Below are 15,597 nucleotides of genomic sequence, written 5' to 3'. Positions count from 1 at the left end.
TTGTAATTACGTTATCAAAATCCTAAAAAAACACCTGACAAACCCTCATTTAACATATTAAATGCATTTATTTAAATATCTTTGAATATCTAAATTCAAATTCAAATGCCACAAATTAGAATTTATCCAAACGAACAATTTAAAGAAATAGAAGTTGATTACCCTTTGAAACTTCGATATGCCATTTCAAACAAAGGCCGATTAATTAGTTTTTCAGAAAACATAGAAGATTGTCGTCTTTTAAAAGGATCTTTAAGTGATGGTTATCCAACTTTTTCATTCCGAATCAAAAAAAACGGTAAAAGTATTAGCAAATGTTTATTTCTATATAAACTAGTAGCGCAATATTTTATTCCGAAACAGTCTGAGGAACAAACGTATGTATTACACTTAGATTATAGTCGAAATAACGATGATGTCAATAATTTACGCTGGGCTACCAGAGCTGAAATGATTGAACACAGGAATAAGAATCCAAAAATAATTCAGGCCAGAAAATATCTAATCGAACACAACTTAAAAGCTGACGGAAGAAAATTAACGACTACCAAAGTCATGTTAATCAAAAAGATTTTATCCCGTCCTGAAAAAAAAACACGCTTAAAAATGATTGCCAAACAATTTGGTGTAAGCGAAATGCAAATCAGACGTATTGCATCTGGTGAAAATTGGGGACATTTAAAGATTTAATTATTAGTTTTTAAACAATTAACAATCCCTATTATCGCCCCGAGGAACCTATAGATTTTTTTCTATAAAAAATTACTTCGCGTTACGCATAATTTTCCAAGTATCCAATTAATTTGATTTGTAACCAATAGCATATTTCACACTTCCTGAAAACGAATTCTACTACAGCTTCTAAAATTAAAAATCAAAGTCAGATCTATCACAAAATAGAGTAAAACTTTGTTCTTGCTAAATTTTCCCATAATCAAATAAATCCTTAAATTCGCAATCTCAATTTATTACGATACCATTAAAAGAAATGAGTTTTCACAAATTCATTTCACCATTAAAAAACAAATAAAAAAACTTTGAAATGAAATACGATATTATAGTTTTAGGAAGTGGACCTGGAGGATATGTTACAGCAATTAGAGCCTCTCAATTAGGATTTAAAGTAGCGGTTGTTGAAAAAGAAAACCTAGGTGGTATATGTTTAAACTGGGGATGTATTCCAACTAAAGCATTACTAAAATCGGCTCAAGTTTTTGATTATTTAAAACACGCTTCAGATTACGGACTAACTGTAAAAGAATTTGACAAAGACTTCCCTGCTGTGGTTCAACGCAGTCGTAGTGTTGCTGAAGGAATGAGCAAAGGAGTTCAATTCTTGATGAAAAAAAATAAAATTGATGTAATTGATGGTTTTGGAAAGCTAAAACCTGGAAAAAAACTAGACGTTACCGATAAAGACGGAAAAGTTACTGAATACAGTGCAGACCACATTATCATCGCTACTGGAGCTCGTTCACGTGAATTACCAAACCTACCTCAAGATGGAGTAAAAGTAATTGGATACCGTCAAGCAATGACATTGCCAACACAGCCAAAATCTATGATTGTTGTAGGTTCTGGAGCAATTGGAGTGGAATTTGCACATTTTTACAACTCAATGGGAACTGATGTAACCATCGTAGAATTTATGCCAAATGTAGTTCCTGTAGAAGATGAAGATATCTCAAAACAATTTGAGCGTTCTTTGAAAAAAGCCGGAATCAAAATTATGACCAACTCTTCAGTTGAGCGCATTGACACTACTGGTGCAGGAGTAAAAGCATTTGTAAAAACTGCAAAAGGGGAAGAAGTTCTTGAAGCGGACATTTTATTGTCAGCTGTTGGAATCAAAACTAACATCGAAAACATTGGATTGGAAGAAGTTGGAATCGCTGTTGACAGAGATAAAATCTTGGTAAACGCTTACAACCAAACTAATATCCCAGGATATTACGCTATTGGAGACGTAACTCCAGGACAAGCATTGGCTCACGTAGCTTCTGCCGAAGGAATTAACTGTGTGGAGAAAATTGCAGGAATGCACGTTGATCCTATCGATTATGGAAACGTTCCTGGCTGTACATATGCAACTCCAGAAATTGCTTCTGTAGGATTAACTGAAAAGCAAGCTAAAGAAAAAGGATACGAATTAAAAATTGGTAAATTCCCATTCTCTGCTTCAGGAAAAGCTAAAGCTGCTGGAACTCCAGACGGTTTTGTAAAAGTAATTTTTGACGCTAAATACGGCGAATGGTTAGGATGTCACATGATTGGAGCTGGAGTTACCGATATGATTGCTGAAGCAGTTGTAGCACGTAAACTAGAAACTACAGGACATGAAATCCTAAAATCTATTCACCCTCACCCAACAATGAGTGAAGCGGTTATGGAGGCTGTTGCTGATGCATACGGAGAAGTAATCCACTTGTAATAAAACATTTTTTATAAATTTAAAACCCGATTTGAATATTTCAAATCGGGTTTTTGTTTTAATCAAAAAATCAGATTTTCAACAAACAATAATCTTGATTCTATTTTGCTAATCTCTATAGGTTAAGTATATTTACTATCAAATATGAAAAGACTATGATATACAATAACATACTAGAAACCATTGGTAATACGCCACACGTAAAAATCAATAAATTATTTGGCCCAGATACAAATGTTTGGGTGAAACTTGAAAAAACAAATCCAGGTGCCAGCATCAAAGACAGAATTGCTTTATCTATGATAGAAGATGCAGAGCAAAAAGGATTACTGCAAAAAGGAAGTACCATAATCGAAGCCACATCTGGAAACACTGGTATTGGCCTGGCTATGGTAGCCGCAGTAAAAGGATATAAACTAATCTTGGTAATGCCCGACTCGATGTCTGTAGAAAGACGCCGATTAATGAGCATTTACGGAGCCGAATTTGTGCTTACTCCCCGAGAATTTGGTATGAAAGGTGCTCTTGCGAAAGCTGAAGAAATAGCAAATGGAATTCCAAATTCATGGATACCTCTTCAGTTTGACAACCCGGCAAATATTGAAGTCCATAAAACTACGACTGCACAGGAAATCATAAAAGCTTTTCCTAATGGACTGGATTATCTGATCACAGGAGTTGGAACAGGCGGACACATCACAGGCTGTGCCGAAGTACTAAAACAGCATTTTCCAAACCTAAAAGTTTTCGCTGTAGAACCAGAATTATCTCCAGTTATAAGTGGGGGAACGCATTCACCCCACCCTATTCAAGGAATTGGAGCCGGATTTATACCAACCAATTTGCATACTGATATTCTGGATGGATCAATTCAGGTAAGTAAAGACGAAGCTTTTGAATATGCCCAAAGGGCAGCCAAAGAAGAAGGTATTCTTCTGGGGATTTCTTCTGGTGCTTCTTTGGCTGCCGTGGCTAAAAAACTAAAAGAAATACCATCAGGATCCAAAGTACTAACCTTTTGCTACGACACCGGGGAACGTTATTTAAGTATCGAAGGACTATTTGAATAAAAAAACAAACTTCTAAATATCTAACCGATTTGCAAAAGCAGGTCGGTTTTTTTTTTGACTTTATCATTCCAAATCCATAAAAAACATCATTAAACCCAGATTCAGCATTAGACTTTATTACGCAGAGGCACGCGAAGAATTCGCAAAGTTTCGCTAAGATTTTTAAGCTCCATTTAAAGAATTCGTTTTCCTTTGCGGATCTTTGCGTCCCGATAGTTATCGGGATTGCGCATCTTAGTGGCATTTTTTCTACTGCGAAATCACGGTTAAATCATAAAAGTCTTAATAACAGATAATTAAATAAATATTACCCCAAAAAACAAGACTGTTTCTAAAATCCAACTCTATATTTTTTGTAATTTAGTAGGCCTCAAAAAAAAAGGAAATTGCTTCTCAAAAAACAATCAAATGAATTGCTCGGCAAAAAAGCTTTTTTAAATAGAACAAACTATTTAAAAGGCTGGTGACAAACACGAACTGCTGGAACACACCCTAACCTAACTAGACTGTCCTTGTCAATTCGACTAACAAAATATTCAAAATAAATACCATCCGACTACTCAAAAAACATAAATGAGTAGGTCAATTAAATTCAAAAAAGTTTGACTTAAATTTAAATGAGATGAAAACAATTAAAATATTTTTAATGAATACCCTCTTTTTCGGACTATTCCTAATTCAAAGCACCAGTTTGTATGCGCAAGACCCAATAAAAGTAGCGCCAAATGTGTATAAAAAAGTGCTGCTTGAAAATGACAAAGTCAGAGTTTTGGAAGTTGTATTCGCTCCGGGTGTATCAACCGCTTGGCACAGTCACCCCAACCATTCAGTCTATGCCTTGACTAGTGGCAAAATTCAGATCACCGACAAAGGCAAACCAGCGACGACTATAGATGTCAAAATGGGAACTGCAATGTATCTCCCAGCCGTAACGCATATGGCAAAAAATATTGGAACCACCACTTTAAAATTAATAGTGACGGAAATAAAGCCTGCAAAAAAAATGTGACAGCAATTTTTTAAACAAAACAATTCATCTTGCCTCTTGAGCAGCAATTTAAATATCCCAAAAATCTGATTCCTTTTCAAGAGTCAGATTTTTTTTAATGGTGTGCCCTTGTTGCAAAACATTATCTGCCAATAAAATAATTTTGTTAAGCAACAAGGTCAGGCTATCCACTGTATTCCCGATTAACAAAAACTACGGCAAAAAAGCCTTGTTTTTCTAAATCGGGAGATGCCGTTCCTATCCTTCACACAAAAGCATCAGACGTAACCATAAAATATTCAATTTCATAAATTATAAGCAAAGTCATTTTTAATTTCTTCCATTACAAAAGAACTCTGCACATTCGAAATCCCTTTGATAACCGACAATTTATCGATGACAAACTTTTGATATTCATTCATATCATTGACAGCCACTTTCAATAAAAAATCATAATTTCCAGATACGTGGAAACAGCCGGTAACTTCAGGCAATACAAGAATATGCTGTTTAAAATCATCAATCAATTCCCGGGAATGCACCGCCAAAGTCACTTGACAATACACACTGATTGATTTCCCTATTTTAGCTGCATCGAGCAAAGCCACATAATTTTTGATGTATTTTTTTTGCTCTAATTTTTTTATTCTCTCAAAAGTGGGAGAAACAGACAACCCTACTTTTTCGGCGATTTCTTTTGTGTTTTGTTTCGCATCCTGCTGCAAAAGCATCAATATTTTTTTGTCTATCGAATCCATCTCAGAATAATTATATGGTTTTAGAAAAAGTCAACATTAAATACAATACTTAAAAACTGAATTATTACTCAAAATTAGAATTATATTTCGAATACTATCACATATGCAGCATATTAAATCTTTAAAAGTACATTTACAGTAAAATTAAATAGTATGCTACCTATTTCAGAATCATTATCCGAACAAGACAATCAACGCTTATTTGAGTTAGAACAATACATAGAAAATGCCAGAGATAATTTCTTGGGCTATCCTGTATCCAAAGATTTTGATTATTCAGAAATCAATCATTTTTTCAAATATCCCATCAATAATTTGGGTGACCCTTTTGAGGACTGCACCTACAAAGTACAAACCCACGAACTCGAAAGAGAAGTGGTTGGCTTTTTCGCCAAATTATTCCGCGCCAATCCAAAAGATTATTGGGGTTATGTAACCAATGGCGGTTCCGAAAGCAATTTATATGGATTGTATCTTGCCCGTGAATTATACCCAAAAGCGATGGTCTATTACTCAGAATCGACCCATTACAGTGTGCGCAAAAACATCCACTTACTCAATATTCCGAGCATCGTTATTCGCTCACAGGAAAATGGCGAAATTGATTATGTCGATTTTGAAAATACCCTAAAAATGAATCGTCATAAGCCAGCAATTGTGCTTACCACTTTTGGCACAACTATGAAAGAAGCCAAAGACGACGTTTCAAAAATCAGGGATATTCTAAAAGGATTAGCTATACAAGACAGTTACATCCATTGTGACGCGGCCTTATCGGGAAGTTATGGAGCTTTTATGGAACCTAGATTCCCTTTTGATTTTAAAGATGGTGCTGACAGTATTTCAATCAGTGGACATAAATTTATAGGTTCCCCTATTCCAACTGGAGTTATTATCACAAAGCGTTCCAACAGAGATCGAATCTCCAAAGGAATATCCTATATTGGTTCTTTAGACACTACTATTACAGGGTCTAGAAACGGTCATTGTCCGTTGTTTTTATGGTATGCCATAAAAAAACTCGGAGTGGAAGGTCTAAAAAATCGTTATTTACACAGCCTCGAAGTAGCCGAATACTGTGAACAGAGATTAAAAAACATAGGAATCGCTGCTTGGAGAAATCCAAATTCCATAACAGTAGTTTTCCCAAAAACAGCCGAAGAAGTTAAATCAAAATGGCAATTGGCCACTGAGGGCGACATCTCCCATATTATTTGCATGCCCAATGTAACCAAAGAACAAATTGACCTATTCATCAATGACGTAGAAAATTGCATTGAAAACCCCGAAGAAATCGCAGAATTCAATTTCTAGATTTACATTTCGTTTGCAAAAGTTTGAGAAATTTGTCTTTATACATTGATTATTAATTCTGAAAAATCCAGCCTCGAGTGAATTTGTGGTTGGATTTTAAGTATTGTTTCAACTTTCAAATTGAAAATAAAGTAACAATACCGCTGCCAAAGACATTATAATCAAAGCTATAAATCCTAAAACATTGGTTAACCATCCATTTACAAATTCACCCATAATTTTTTTGTTATTGGAAACATGCAAAATGATGGCAATCAAAACAGGAGCTGTCAATCCATACAATATTGCGGTATAGATCAGCGCTTTGACAGGTGAAATTCCAATATAATTCAGAGACAAACCAAGCAATAATGACATTGCGATAATGACGTAAAATCCTTTTGCTTCATGGAATTTTTTATCCAATCCTTCCTCCCATCCAAAAGTTTCGCTAAAAATATAAGACAGTGAACCACTCAATACCGGAATAGCAATTAGTCCAGTTCCTATAACTCCTATTGCAAAAAGCAAATAAGCCATATTTCCCGCCAAAGGTCTCAAAGCTTGCGCTGCTTGTTCCACCGTATCAATTTGATGAACACCTCCCTTAAACAAAACCGTTCCTGTTGTAAGAATAATAAAATACATCACCAATCCTGAGAAAGTCATTCCAAAATCGACATCCTGCCTCATTTCATGAATGATTCTTTTGTTAACCATTAAATGTTTTTTCTTATGCTTCATTTCCTCAACCTCAACTGAAGCTTGCCAGAAAAAAAGATAGGGTGAAATTGTTGTTCCCAAAATACCAACAAGGATTGCAATAAAATCTCTATTCCACTGAATTGTTGGAACAAATGTGGCTTTTATAATAGTCCCAAAATCCTGTTTATACAAAAAGGGAACTATAAAATAAACCAACATTACAATACATAAATATTTAAGCACTGAAGCTATTTTTTGATATGGCAAATAGATAATAAGCCCTAAAAGTAAAATAGTAAAAAAAACACTAAAAAAAGAGGCATCAATAGAAGGAAAAAGTAAATTACCTACAGCTCCCATACCTGCTATATCAGCGCCTATATTCATAACTATAGCGGGAAAACTAAACAAAAGCATTAAATACAAAATAGGCCTTGGGTAATTTTTTTTCAAAGTCCCGGTTAACCCCTGACTGGTTACCAAACCAATTCTCGCACACATTTGTTGTATTGCCGCCATCAAAGGGAAGGCAACAATGGATGTCCATAAAGTTGTAAGTCCATAGGCAGCACCCGCTTGTGAGTAAGTTGCAATTCCAGAAGGATCATCGTCACTGGCGCCTGTAACAAGTCCAGGCCCTATTAATCTCCAATAGTGAGCGATTCTTTTTCTCAATACATTTTTATTGTTCATTCAAGAATTTTATAATTATTTAAAAAAGCACTAATCCATTTTGACAACTTTATTTTCAACTATTTCTTGCTAATTTACATGTTTTAAACCATTGTTTCAATTCTAAATAAATCCAAATGCAAAATAAATTGTACTTTAGTTTAATAATTTTCAATCATTAAAACCTAAAAATGAAAATCAAACTATCTCTACTATTTATTGCGATAATCAGTTACTCCAACGGTATTAGCCAAAATAAAACCAAACATAATGATTTGCCAATTATTGGAACTTGGGAACTCATTTCGGCAACATCAACTCAAAAAGATTCCACTTTTTCTACTTTTGATCCAAAAGTAAAAATGATCAAAATTATCAATCCAGATCATTTTGCATTTTTCGTTCACGATTTGACTATGGGTAAAGAACCCAATCCAAAATTTTCTGCTGGTGCCGGTAGATATACTTTGGTAAATGATACCTACACTGAATATCTGGAATATTTCTCCAACAGAGCATGGGAGAATAACAAATTTGAATTTAAAGTTTCCATAAAAAATGATACCCTAATCCAACAAGGAGTAGAGAAAGTAGAGAAACTGGGAGTTGACCGAATAATAACCGAAAAATACAAACGCATAAGAAACTAATCATTATAATAATTTTAGAACAAATCATAAGGTCATTTCAATTGCAACCCACTATTTATGGAAAGAAAAGAAAAAATCCTCGACTGGGGGTATTTAAACAAATACAAAACCGAGAATGAACAGATTTTAGCTCCATTGTCTGGAGAAAAAAGAATTGTATTTTTTGGAGATTCCATAACCGAAGGCTGGAAAACTATTCATCAAGATTTTTTTGTTGGCAAATCATACATCAATCGTGGTATTAATGGCCAAACCACTTCGCAAATGCTCTTGCGTTTTAGACCGGATGTTATTGAACTGAAACCCAAAATTGTTATTATTCTGGCTGGAGGCAATGATATTGCAGGAAATACTGGCCCAACAACACTAGAAACAATTCTAGGAAACCTCATATCCATGTGCGAATTGTCCAAAGTAAATAACATCAAAGTCATTTTATGTTCCATCCTCCCCGCTAATGATTTTCCTTGGAAACGAGGAATGGAACCAGCCAATAAAATAGAAGCATTGAATGAAATGATTCTGAAATATGCCGAAACAAATAATATCCCGTATGTAGATTATTATTCGGCCATGGTGGATGAGCGAAAAGGTCTAAAATCCATTTATTCAGAAGATGGAGTTCACCCTAATAAAGAAGGATACCTCGTGATGGAATCAATCATTGAAACAATCATTAGTTATTTGTAATTAATGTGATATAATTTCAAAAAAATAGCGATTCTGTTATATCCTTTCAAACCCAATTGTCTCAATGGTTATTAACCTAATTCTTTAGTTAATCATTGTTATTTTTTCTGAAAAACGCCTTACTTTTATCCTTTCAAAAATAACATTCAATTTCATAATCATGACCAAAGATCTGATTGTTCAAAATATTAGCGCTTCAAAAAGTCATTTTTCTATAAATTACAGCATAAAGACCAAAACGGAAGCCTTTACCGAAAAACTGTTTTACACTTTATTTGATTCTAATGCGCCACTCGATGAAAGTATCGACGAACTAGAAAAACAATTTAAAGAAATAGCTTCTTTGGCCTGCAAAAAAGCACAAGACTCGTGCGAAAGTGCCTGGGGGAATTTTTTGCACAAATTGCCCTCCGTACTAGAAAACCTGAACAAAGACGCATCTTATATTCTAGAAAATGACCCGGCATCCAATAGTATTGAAGAGATTTACCTTGCCTATCCTGGATTTTATGCCATTGCCATTTACAGATTAAGTCATGAACTGTATTTGTTGGATTTGATGCTTTTTTCAAGATTAATGAGCGAATATGCACACCGAATTACGGGAACCGATATTCATGCAGGAGCTACAATCGCATCTCCTTTCTTTATTGACCATGCCACTGGAATCGTAATTGGCGAAACCACCGTTATTGAAAAAAATGTAAAAATATATCAAGGGGTGACTTTGGGAGCGTTGAGCGTGAGTAAAGACATGAAAAATTCAAAAAGACATCCTACCGTTGAGAAAAACGTTTGCCTATATGCCAATGCAACCATTTTGGGAGGAACGACAATTATTGGAAAAAATAGTATTGTAGGTGGAAATTCATGGGTAACAAAATCAATCCCTGCTGATTCAATCGTATTAAACACCACCACAACCGAAGTTAAAGTAAAAGAGAAAAAATAAAATGAAAACCTATAAATTAGTAGAATTAATCGGGAATACGCCACTGGTGGAAACAACCCGATTAGTTGCAAACAAAAACGTAAAACTTTTATTGAAACTTGAAGGTGACAATCCTGGAGGAAGTGTAAAAGACCGCGCGGCCTACAATATGATTGCATCAGCTATTGAAAGAGGAGATATCAAAAAAGGAGACAAATTAATTGAAGCAACCAGTGGAAACACCGGAATTGCCTTGGCCATGATAGCCCAATTATTCAACATAGATATTGAATTGGTACTACCCGAAGATTCCACCATCGAGCGTACACAAACGATGCAGGCTTATGGCGCAACGGTTATTCAGACACCAGCAAGTTTAGGGATAATTGGCTCTAGGGATTACGCGGATAAAAAAGTAGCCGAAGGCGGCTATGTAATGCTAAATCAGTTTGCCAATAATGACAACTGGAAGGCCCATTATAAAACTACGGGACCCGAAATATGGAATGATACAGACGGAACCGTTACCCATTTTGTCTCGGCAATGGGGACTACAGGAACGATTATTGGAACCTCAACTTACTTGAAAGAGAAAAACCCAAATATTCAAATTATTGGAGCACAGCCTAGCGAAGGTTCACAAATTCCGGGTATTAGAAAATGGCCAAAAGAATACTTACCTAAGATTTTTGATGCCTCAAAAGTTGATGTTACGGTTGATGTCAGTGAAGAAGAAGCGCGTGAAATGACCAAAAGACTTGCCAAGGAAGAAGGAGTTTTTGCTGGTATGAGTAGCGGTGGATCGGTGGCTGTAGCCGTAAAAATTGCCAATCAACTCGAATCGGGTGTGGTTGTCGCCATCGTCTGCGACCGTGGAGACCGTTATTTATCTTCTGATTTATTTGACTAAGAAAAGTTTCTAAGTTCCTGAGACACTAAGCATCTAAGTTTTTCTTTAAAACTTTTAAATCTCAATAATTTAGAAATAAACATCCTAAAAAAATTAGAAAAAATCTCAGAAACTTAGCTTCTTAGAAACTTAAAAATAAAAAAATGAACTATCGTAAACTAGGAAAAACCAATTTCAATATTTCAGAAATAGCACTTGGCACTTGGCAAGTAGGCGGAAAATGGGGTTCTCCCTTTAATGATAAAACCGCAGACGAATTAATCAATACCGCCATTGATAAGGGTGTGAATTTTATTGACACTGCCGATGTTTACGAAAATGGATTGAGCGAAACAGCCGTGGGAAGAGTGGTTCGTTCCCGTTCAGAACGCATTTATATAGCGACAAAATGTGGCAGACACATCAATCCGCATATAAATGAAGGCTATAAACCCAAAGTATTGCAAAAATACGTTGAAGACAGTTTGAAAAGAATGGGATTGGAAACACTAGATCTTATTCAGTTACACTGCCCACCAAACCAAGTATTTTACCGTCCGGAAATTTTTGAAATGTTCGACCGCTTAAAAGAACAAGGGAAGATTTTAAATTTGGGCGTCAGTGTAGAAAAAGTCGAAGAAGCCTTAAAAGCTATTGAATACTCTAATGTAACGACAGTTCAGATTATATTTAATCTTTTTCGTCAACGTCCTTCTGAATTGTTTTTCAAAGAAGCACAAAAAAAGGACATCGGAATTATTGCAAGAGTGCCACTGGCCAGTGGTTTATTGACTGGATTATTTGATTCCAAAACCACTTTTGGTGAACAGGACCATAGAAATTTCAATCGTGAAGGAGCGGCTTTCGACAAAGGAGAAACGTTCTCCGGAATTAATTATGAGTTGGGATTAAAAGCCGTTGAAGCCTTAAAAGCACTCTTTCCAGAAGCTACTAACTTAGCTCCTATTGCCCTGCAATGGATTCTTAATTTTAACGAAATTAGCTGTATTATTCCGGGAGCATCAAAACAAAGCCATGTTTTGTCCAATCTGTCTCTCTATGATTTACCAAAACTGACTCCCGAAAAAATCACAGCTATGAACGCCATTTACGAGCAATATATAAAACCGCAAGTGCACCAGCTTTGGTAATTTATCAGACGGAACCGTGAGAGAATACATCAAAAGAAATATAAAAGGTAAAACTGTATTATTGTTATTTATACTTTGTAATACCGTGTATGGTATTATGCTTATAATAACGATTCCTGAGATAATGAAATTTTCTGGAGACATGAAAATCTTGGATATGATGCCAACCGGTTATGATGTTCAATATGTCAGCACACTTTTTAACACTTTGGGAACTACTGGTAGAGATTCGTACTTGTACCATCAGCTCCCATTAGATTTGATTTATCCTTTCCTTTTTGGAATTAGTTCCTGTTTGATACTCGCTTATTTTTTAAACAAATTAGGAAAACTTGAAAGTTCATTATTCTATTTGTGTTTACTCCCTCTATTATCTGGTTTATTCGATTATGGAGAAAACATTGGAATTATAAATATGCTGAAAGATTATCCCAATATTAGCACATTACAAGTTCAAACCACAAGTTTCTTTACTGTTGTAAAGAGTGTATTCACCACCATTTACTTTATCATTCTTATCATTACTTTATTGGCATTAGCCAAAAACAAACTTTTTACAAGAAAGGTTTAAAGCTAGTAGCTTAATTCTAATTTTCAAAAAAACACAAAATGTTCAATAAAGCAAATTTTAAAGAATGGTTTGATCGTTATAAATACTCCGAATTGGCAGCCACTAGCGCCGCTTTGATTGCATCACAATTCAGCAGGATTTTTAGCGGATTGACAACAGCGTATTTGATTACGTTTGCCGAATATTTTGCTTTTTATGGAGTTATGATTTATAGGTCATACAAAACACATAAACTTCACAATGAAAAAACAACTCTAAAGGGAATCATGTACTTAATTCGGAATTTATTTCTCGAATTTGGTTATCCTGCTGCTTTGGATTTCTTTTTTATCCGCCCGTTTTGTATGTATTGGATGCCAATATTAACAAGCAATTATTTCATCGGAATTATTTTAGGAAAAATAACAGCAGATAGTTTTTTCTACTTTTTATCCATCGTCAATTACGAATGGATTAAAAAGAAAGGGTAAGACTTTTTAAAATCAAGGAATTATATAAAACAACAAAAGGTTCGGTTAAACAGTAAACCGAACCTTTTGATATTTTGTTAAATGACTAAACCAAAGTCGCTGCTGAAGTAATTTCGGTATTGAATAGTTTTGAAATCGGGCAATTCTTTTCCGCTTTAGTAACTAATTCTTGAAACGTTTCGTTTGAAATACCACTTATTTTAGCATTCACGATTAAGTGTGAACCGATAATAGTTCCGTCGACTAAATTAATAGCGCATTTTGTTTCTATACTATCAATTACTGCAGTGGTTTCGCCAATAAAAGCCGTTAGTTGCATCGTAAAGCAACCTGCATGTGCCGCCGCAACCAGTTCTTCCGGATTAGTGCCTACGCCTTCGGCAAATCGAGATTTAAATGAATATTGGGTGTTTTCTAAAGTTGTACTTTGTGTCGTTAATTTACCGGCGCCTTCCATCAGGGAGCCATTCCAAACTGCGGTTGCATTTCTTTTCATGATAATAGTCTTTTTAGTTTACTCAAATTTAGGTTTTAAATGAAAAATACATTTTTCAAAACATCTTTTTTAACGAAAATTTAATAATGAATAGCAACAAATAATTCTGTCTCTAAAATATTTTGTAACTTGTAAATCAGTTATTTACATACTTTATAATCAATAAAATTTAATAGAAGAAGAAACAGCAACAGTCAAATTCAGTCTAATATGATACCCATTCCACCCGATTTTTCTAAAAAAACTAATGCTTTGGAAGTTTTTCAGTATCTGTTCATTACATTGGTAATTTTGTATTTTGGAAAATCTTTATTCATTCCGTTGAGCTTTGCTTTACTTATCAGTTTTATACTTTATCCTGTTTGCAAATGGATGGAACAAAAAGGAGTAAACTTTAATGTAGCGATTGGACTTTCCTTAATTGCAGTAGCGCTTTTATTTACTATCATACTATTTCTCCTTTTCTCACAAATTTTAGAATTTTCAAATGAATGGCAAACTTTGGAAACAAAATTAGAAGAGACCATTAACCAACTGAGTGTGTTTTTAACCAATCAATTTGGAGTAAACGAAGAAAAACAAATGATCTACATAAAAAACACGCTAAACAATTCAGGTTCACAAATATTCACTTTCCTTAAAAACGCTGTCTATTCTTTCTCGGAATCACTATTTTATCTTTTAATAGTTCCCATTTTTTCGGCACTGATATTATTTTATCGTCAATTGTTAGTTGAGGCATTATACCATATTTTTCCTCTGGACAAAAAAGAAATGATTCGCGAAATTATCTTTGAAACTATTCATGAATACTACAAATTTATAAAAGGGATGCTCGTAGTTTATGTAATAGTCGGGCTTTTGAATAGCATTGGACTTCTTATTATCGGCATTCCCTATCCATTCCTTTTTGGGTTTACCGCTTCTGTACTTACCTTTATACCTTATGTAGGCATTATGGTTTCGTCGCTGTTACCAATTACAGTAGCTTGGATCACTTTTAATTCCATTTGGTACCCTATTGGAGTTATCTTAGTCTTTTCGCTGGTGCAAGTACTGGAAGCTTATATTATATTTCCATATGCTGTAGGGAGCCGCTTGAAAATTAATACACTCGTAATTCTGATCATGGTCATTGCAGGAGGCATTCTATGGGGAACTGCGGGGATGATTTTATTCATTCCATTTATTAGCATTTTAAAACTAATAGCAGACCGAACAGAAAGTCTTAAATCTCTATCACTGTTATTGAGTGATGGAAAATAATTTCAATAGCAATTTCAATGGCAATATTTAAATTATTATTTTCAAAATTGACGCAACCTTTCATTTAAATAGCCATCTATTTATCAAACAAACAATTATGAAAAATATAAAGTTTTTATTTATCGCGTTTAGTATATTATTATTCAGTTGCAATAATGATGATTCTTCCACAAAAGAAACAGAAAATCAGAATATAACGAAAATGTATGATGAAATCATTTCCGCCTCCATGGCTAATACCACTCCATGTACTAACCCAGCAGAATGGTCTTTTGCGGCTATTGGTTCAAAAGCATGTGGAGGTTCAACAGGATATATTCCGTATTCCTTAAAAATTAATGTTCCTGAGTTTCTAAAAAAAGTAGAAAACTATACCAATGCACAAGCAACCTTTAATAAAAAATGGGGAATCATGTCTACGTGTGAAATAATACTGCCTCCAACTGGAGTAGATTGCGTTAATGGAAAACCAACATTGGTATACTCTGATTTGGATAATTAAGGATTAGCTAGAAACTAATTAATTCTCGATATTAAGCCTCTTAATATTTTTAAATCCCAAATCT

17 protein-coding genes are annotated in these 15,597 nt (G+C 34.6%); 14 read left to right on the top strand and 3 right to left on the bottom strand.

All coding sequences use genetic code 11. The annotated features are described in order from the left end of the window. The first annotated feature begins 105 nt into the window (after positions 1-105). The 4 genes from HQN62_RS08290 to HQN62_RS08275 all read left to right on the top strand — a co-directional run bounded on the left by HQN62_RS08290 (position 106) and on the right by HQN62_RS08275 (position 4,510). Positions 106-690, top strand: a complete 585-nt coding sequence (locus tag HQN62_RS08290) for an NUMOD4 domain-containing protein (RefSeq protein ID WP_173503997.1) — start codon at positions 106-108, stop codon at positions 688-690. Between the two features lie 352 nt (positions 691-1,042). Beyond that, positions 1,043-2,431 (top strand): dihydrolipoyl dehydrogenase, encoded by a 1,389-nt coding sequence (gene lpdA / locus HQN62_RS08285; RefSeq protein WP_173503996.1) that lies wholly within the window; start codon positions 1,043-1,045, stop codon positions 2,429-2,431. Positions 2,432-2,586: 155 nt separating this feature from the next. Further along, positions 2,587-3,501: a cysteine synthase A gene (gene cysK / locus HQN62_RS08280; RefSeq protein WP_173503995.1), complete on the top strand. Its 915-nt coding sequence runs from the start codon at positions 2,587-2,589 to the stop codon at positions 3,499-3,501. Positions 3,502-4,123: 622 nt separating this feature from the next. Then, a complete protein-coding gene (locus HQN62_RS08275; RefSeq protein WP_173503994.1) occupies positions 4,124-4,510 on the top strand; it encodes a cupin domain-containing protein in 387 nt (128 codons plus the stop codon). Between the two features lie 284 nt (positions 4,511-4,794). Here the strand turns inward: HQN62_RS08275 and HQN62_RS08270 are convergent, their stop codons facing one another. Then, positions 4,795-5,247 (bottom strand): Lrp/AsnC family transcriptional regulator, encoded by a 453-nt coding sequence (locus tag HQN62_RS08270; RefSeq protein WP_173503993.1) that lies wholly within the window; start codon positions 5,245-5,247, stop codon positions 4,795-4,797. Positions 5,248-5,400: 153 nt separating this feature from the next. On the opposite strand from HQN62_RS08270, the gene HQN62_RS08265 reads away from it, so the two are divergent. Beyond that, positions 5,401-6,561 (top strand): histidine decarboxylase, encoded by a 1,161-nt coding sequence (locus HQN62_RS08265; RefSeq protein ID WP_173503992.1) that lies wholly within the window; start codon positions 5,401-5,403, stop codon positions 6,559-6,561. Between the two features lie 108 nt (positions 6,562-6,669). Here HQN62_RS08265 and HQN62_RS08260 read toward each other — a convergent pair whose 3' ends face one another. Further along, a complete protein-coding gene (locus tag HQN62_RS08260; protein WP_173503991.1) occupies positions 6,670-7,938 on the bottom strand; it encodes an NRAMP family divalent metal transporter in 1,269 nt (422 codons plus the stop codon). 170 nt (positions 7,939-8,108) lie between these two features. Here HQN62_RS08260 and HQN62_RS08255 point away from each other — a divergent pair, with 170 nt between their 5' ends. From HQN62_RS08255 to HQN62_RS08225, 7 genes are all read left to right on the top strand, one after another. Next, complete coding sequence (locus HQN62_RS08255) at positions 8,109-8,567, top strand: hypothetical protein (protein ID WP_173503990.1); 459 nt, start codon at positions 8,109-8,111, stop codon at positions 8,565-8,567. A 57-nt stretch (positions 8,568-8,624) separates the two neighbouring features. Further along, a complete protein-coding gene (locus tag HQN62_RS08250; RefSeq protein ID WP_217362511.1) occupies positions 8,625-9,257 on the top strand; it encodes an SGNH/GDSL hydrolase family protein in 633 nt (210 codons plus the stop codon). Positions 9,258-9,417: 160 nt separating this feature from the next. Continuing rightward, positions 9,418-10,209, top strand: coding sequence for a serine O-acetyltransferase EpsC (epsC, locus tag HQN62_RS08245; protein ID WP_173503989.1), 792 nt, complete (start codon positions 9,418-9,420; stop codon positions 10,207-10,209). 1 nt (position 10,210) lies between these two features. Next, positions 10,211-11,098 (top strand): cysteine synthase CysM, encoded by an 888-nt coding sequence (gene cysM / locus HQN62_RS08240; RefSeq protein ID WP_173503988.1) that lies wholly within the window; start codon positions 10,211-10,213, stop codon positions 11,096-11,098. A 143-nt stretch (positions 11,099-11,241) separates the two neighbouring features. Beyond that, positions 11,242-12,228 carry an aldo/keto reductase gene (locus HQN62_RS08235; protein WP_173503987.1) on the top strand — a complete coding sequence of 329 codons (987 nt, stop codon included), beginning with the start codon at positions 11,242-11,244 and terminating at the stop codon, positions 12,226-12,228. Between the two features lie 97 nt (positions 12,229-12,325). Continuing rightward, positions 12,326-12,799, top strand: coding sequence for a hypothetical protein (locus HQN62_RS08230; RefSeq protein ID WP_254454503.1), 474 nt, complete (start codon positions 12,326-12,328; stop codon positions 12,797-12,799). Between the two features lie 38 nt (positions 12,800-12,837). Further along, positions 12,838-13,269: a hypothetical protein gene (locus tag HQN62_RS08225; protein ID WP_173503985.1), complete on the top strand. Its 432-nt coding sequence runs from the start codon at positions 12,838-12,840 to the stop codon at positions 13,267-13,269. Between the two features lie 85 nt (positions 13,270-13,354). On the opposite strand, the gene HQN62_RS08220 is transcribed toward HQN62_RS08225, so the two are convergent. Next, positions 13,355-13,765, bottom strand: a complete 411-nt coding sequence (locus HQN62_RS08220) for an OsmC family peroxiredoxin (RefSeq protein WP_116795634.1) — start codon at positions 13,763-13,765, stop codon at positions 13,355-13,357. A 210-nt stretch (positions 13,766-13,975) separates the two neighbouring features. On the opposite strand from HQN62_RS08220, the gene HQN62_RS08215 reads away from it, so the two are divergent. Both HQN62_RS08215 and HQN62_RS08210 read left to right on the top strand, forming a co-directional pair. Beyond that, a complete protein-coding gene (locus HQN62_RS08215; RefSeq protein WP_116795635.1) occupies positions 13,976-15,031 on the top strand; it encodes an AI-2E family transporter in 1,056 nt (351 codons plus the stop codon). 97 nt (positions 15,032-15,128) lie between these two features. Continuing rightward, positions 15,129-15,533, top strand: coding sequence for a hypothetical protein (locus tag HQN62_RS08210; RefSeq protein WP_173503984.1), 405 nt, complete (start codon positions 15,129-15,131; stop codon positions 15,531-15,533). Positions 15,534-15,597: the final 64 nt, after the last annotated feature.

The organism is Flavobacterium sp. M31R6, from assembly GCF_013284035.1.
Classification (GTDB): domain Bacteria; phylum Bacteroidota; class Bacteroidia; order Flavobacteriales; family Flavobacteriaceae; genus Flavobacterium.
Note: the sequence above shows the minus strand (reverse complement) of the source record. Positions and strands in the feature narration are given on the sequence as shown.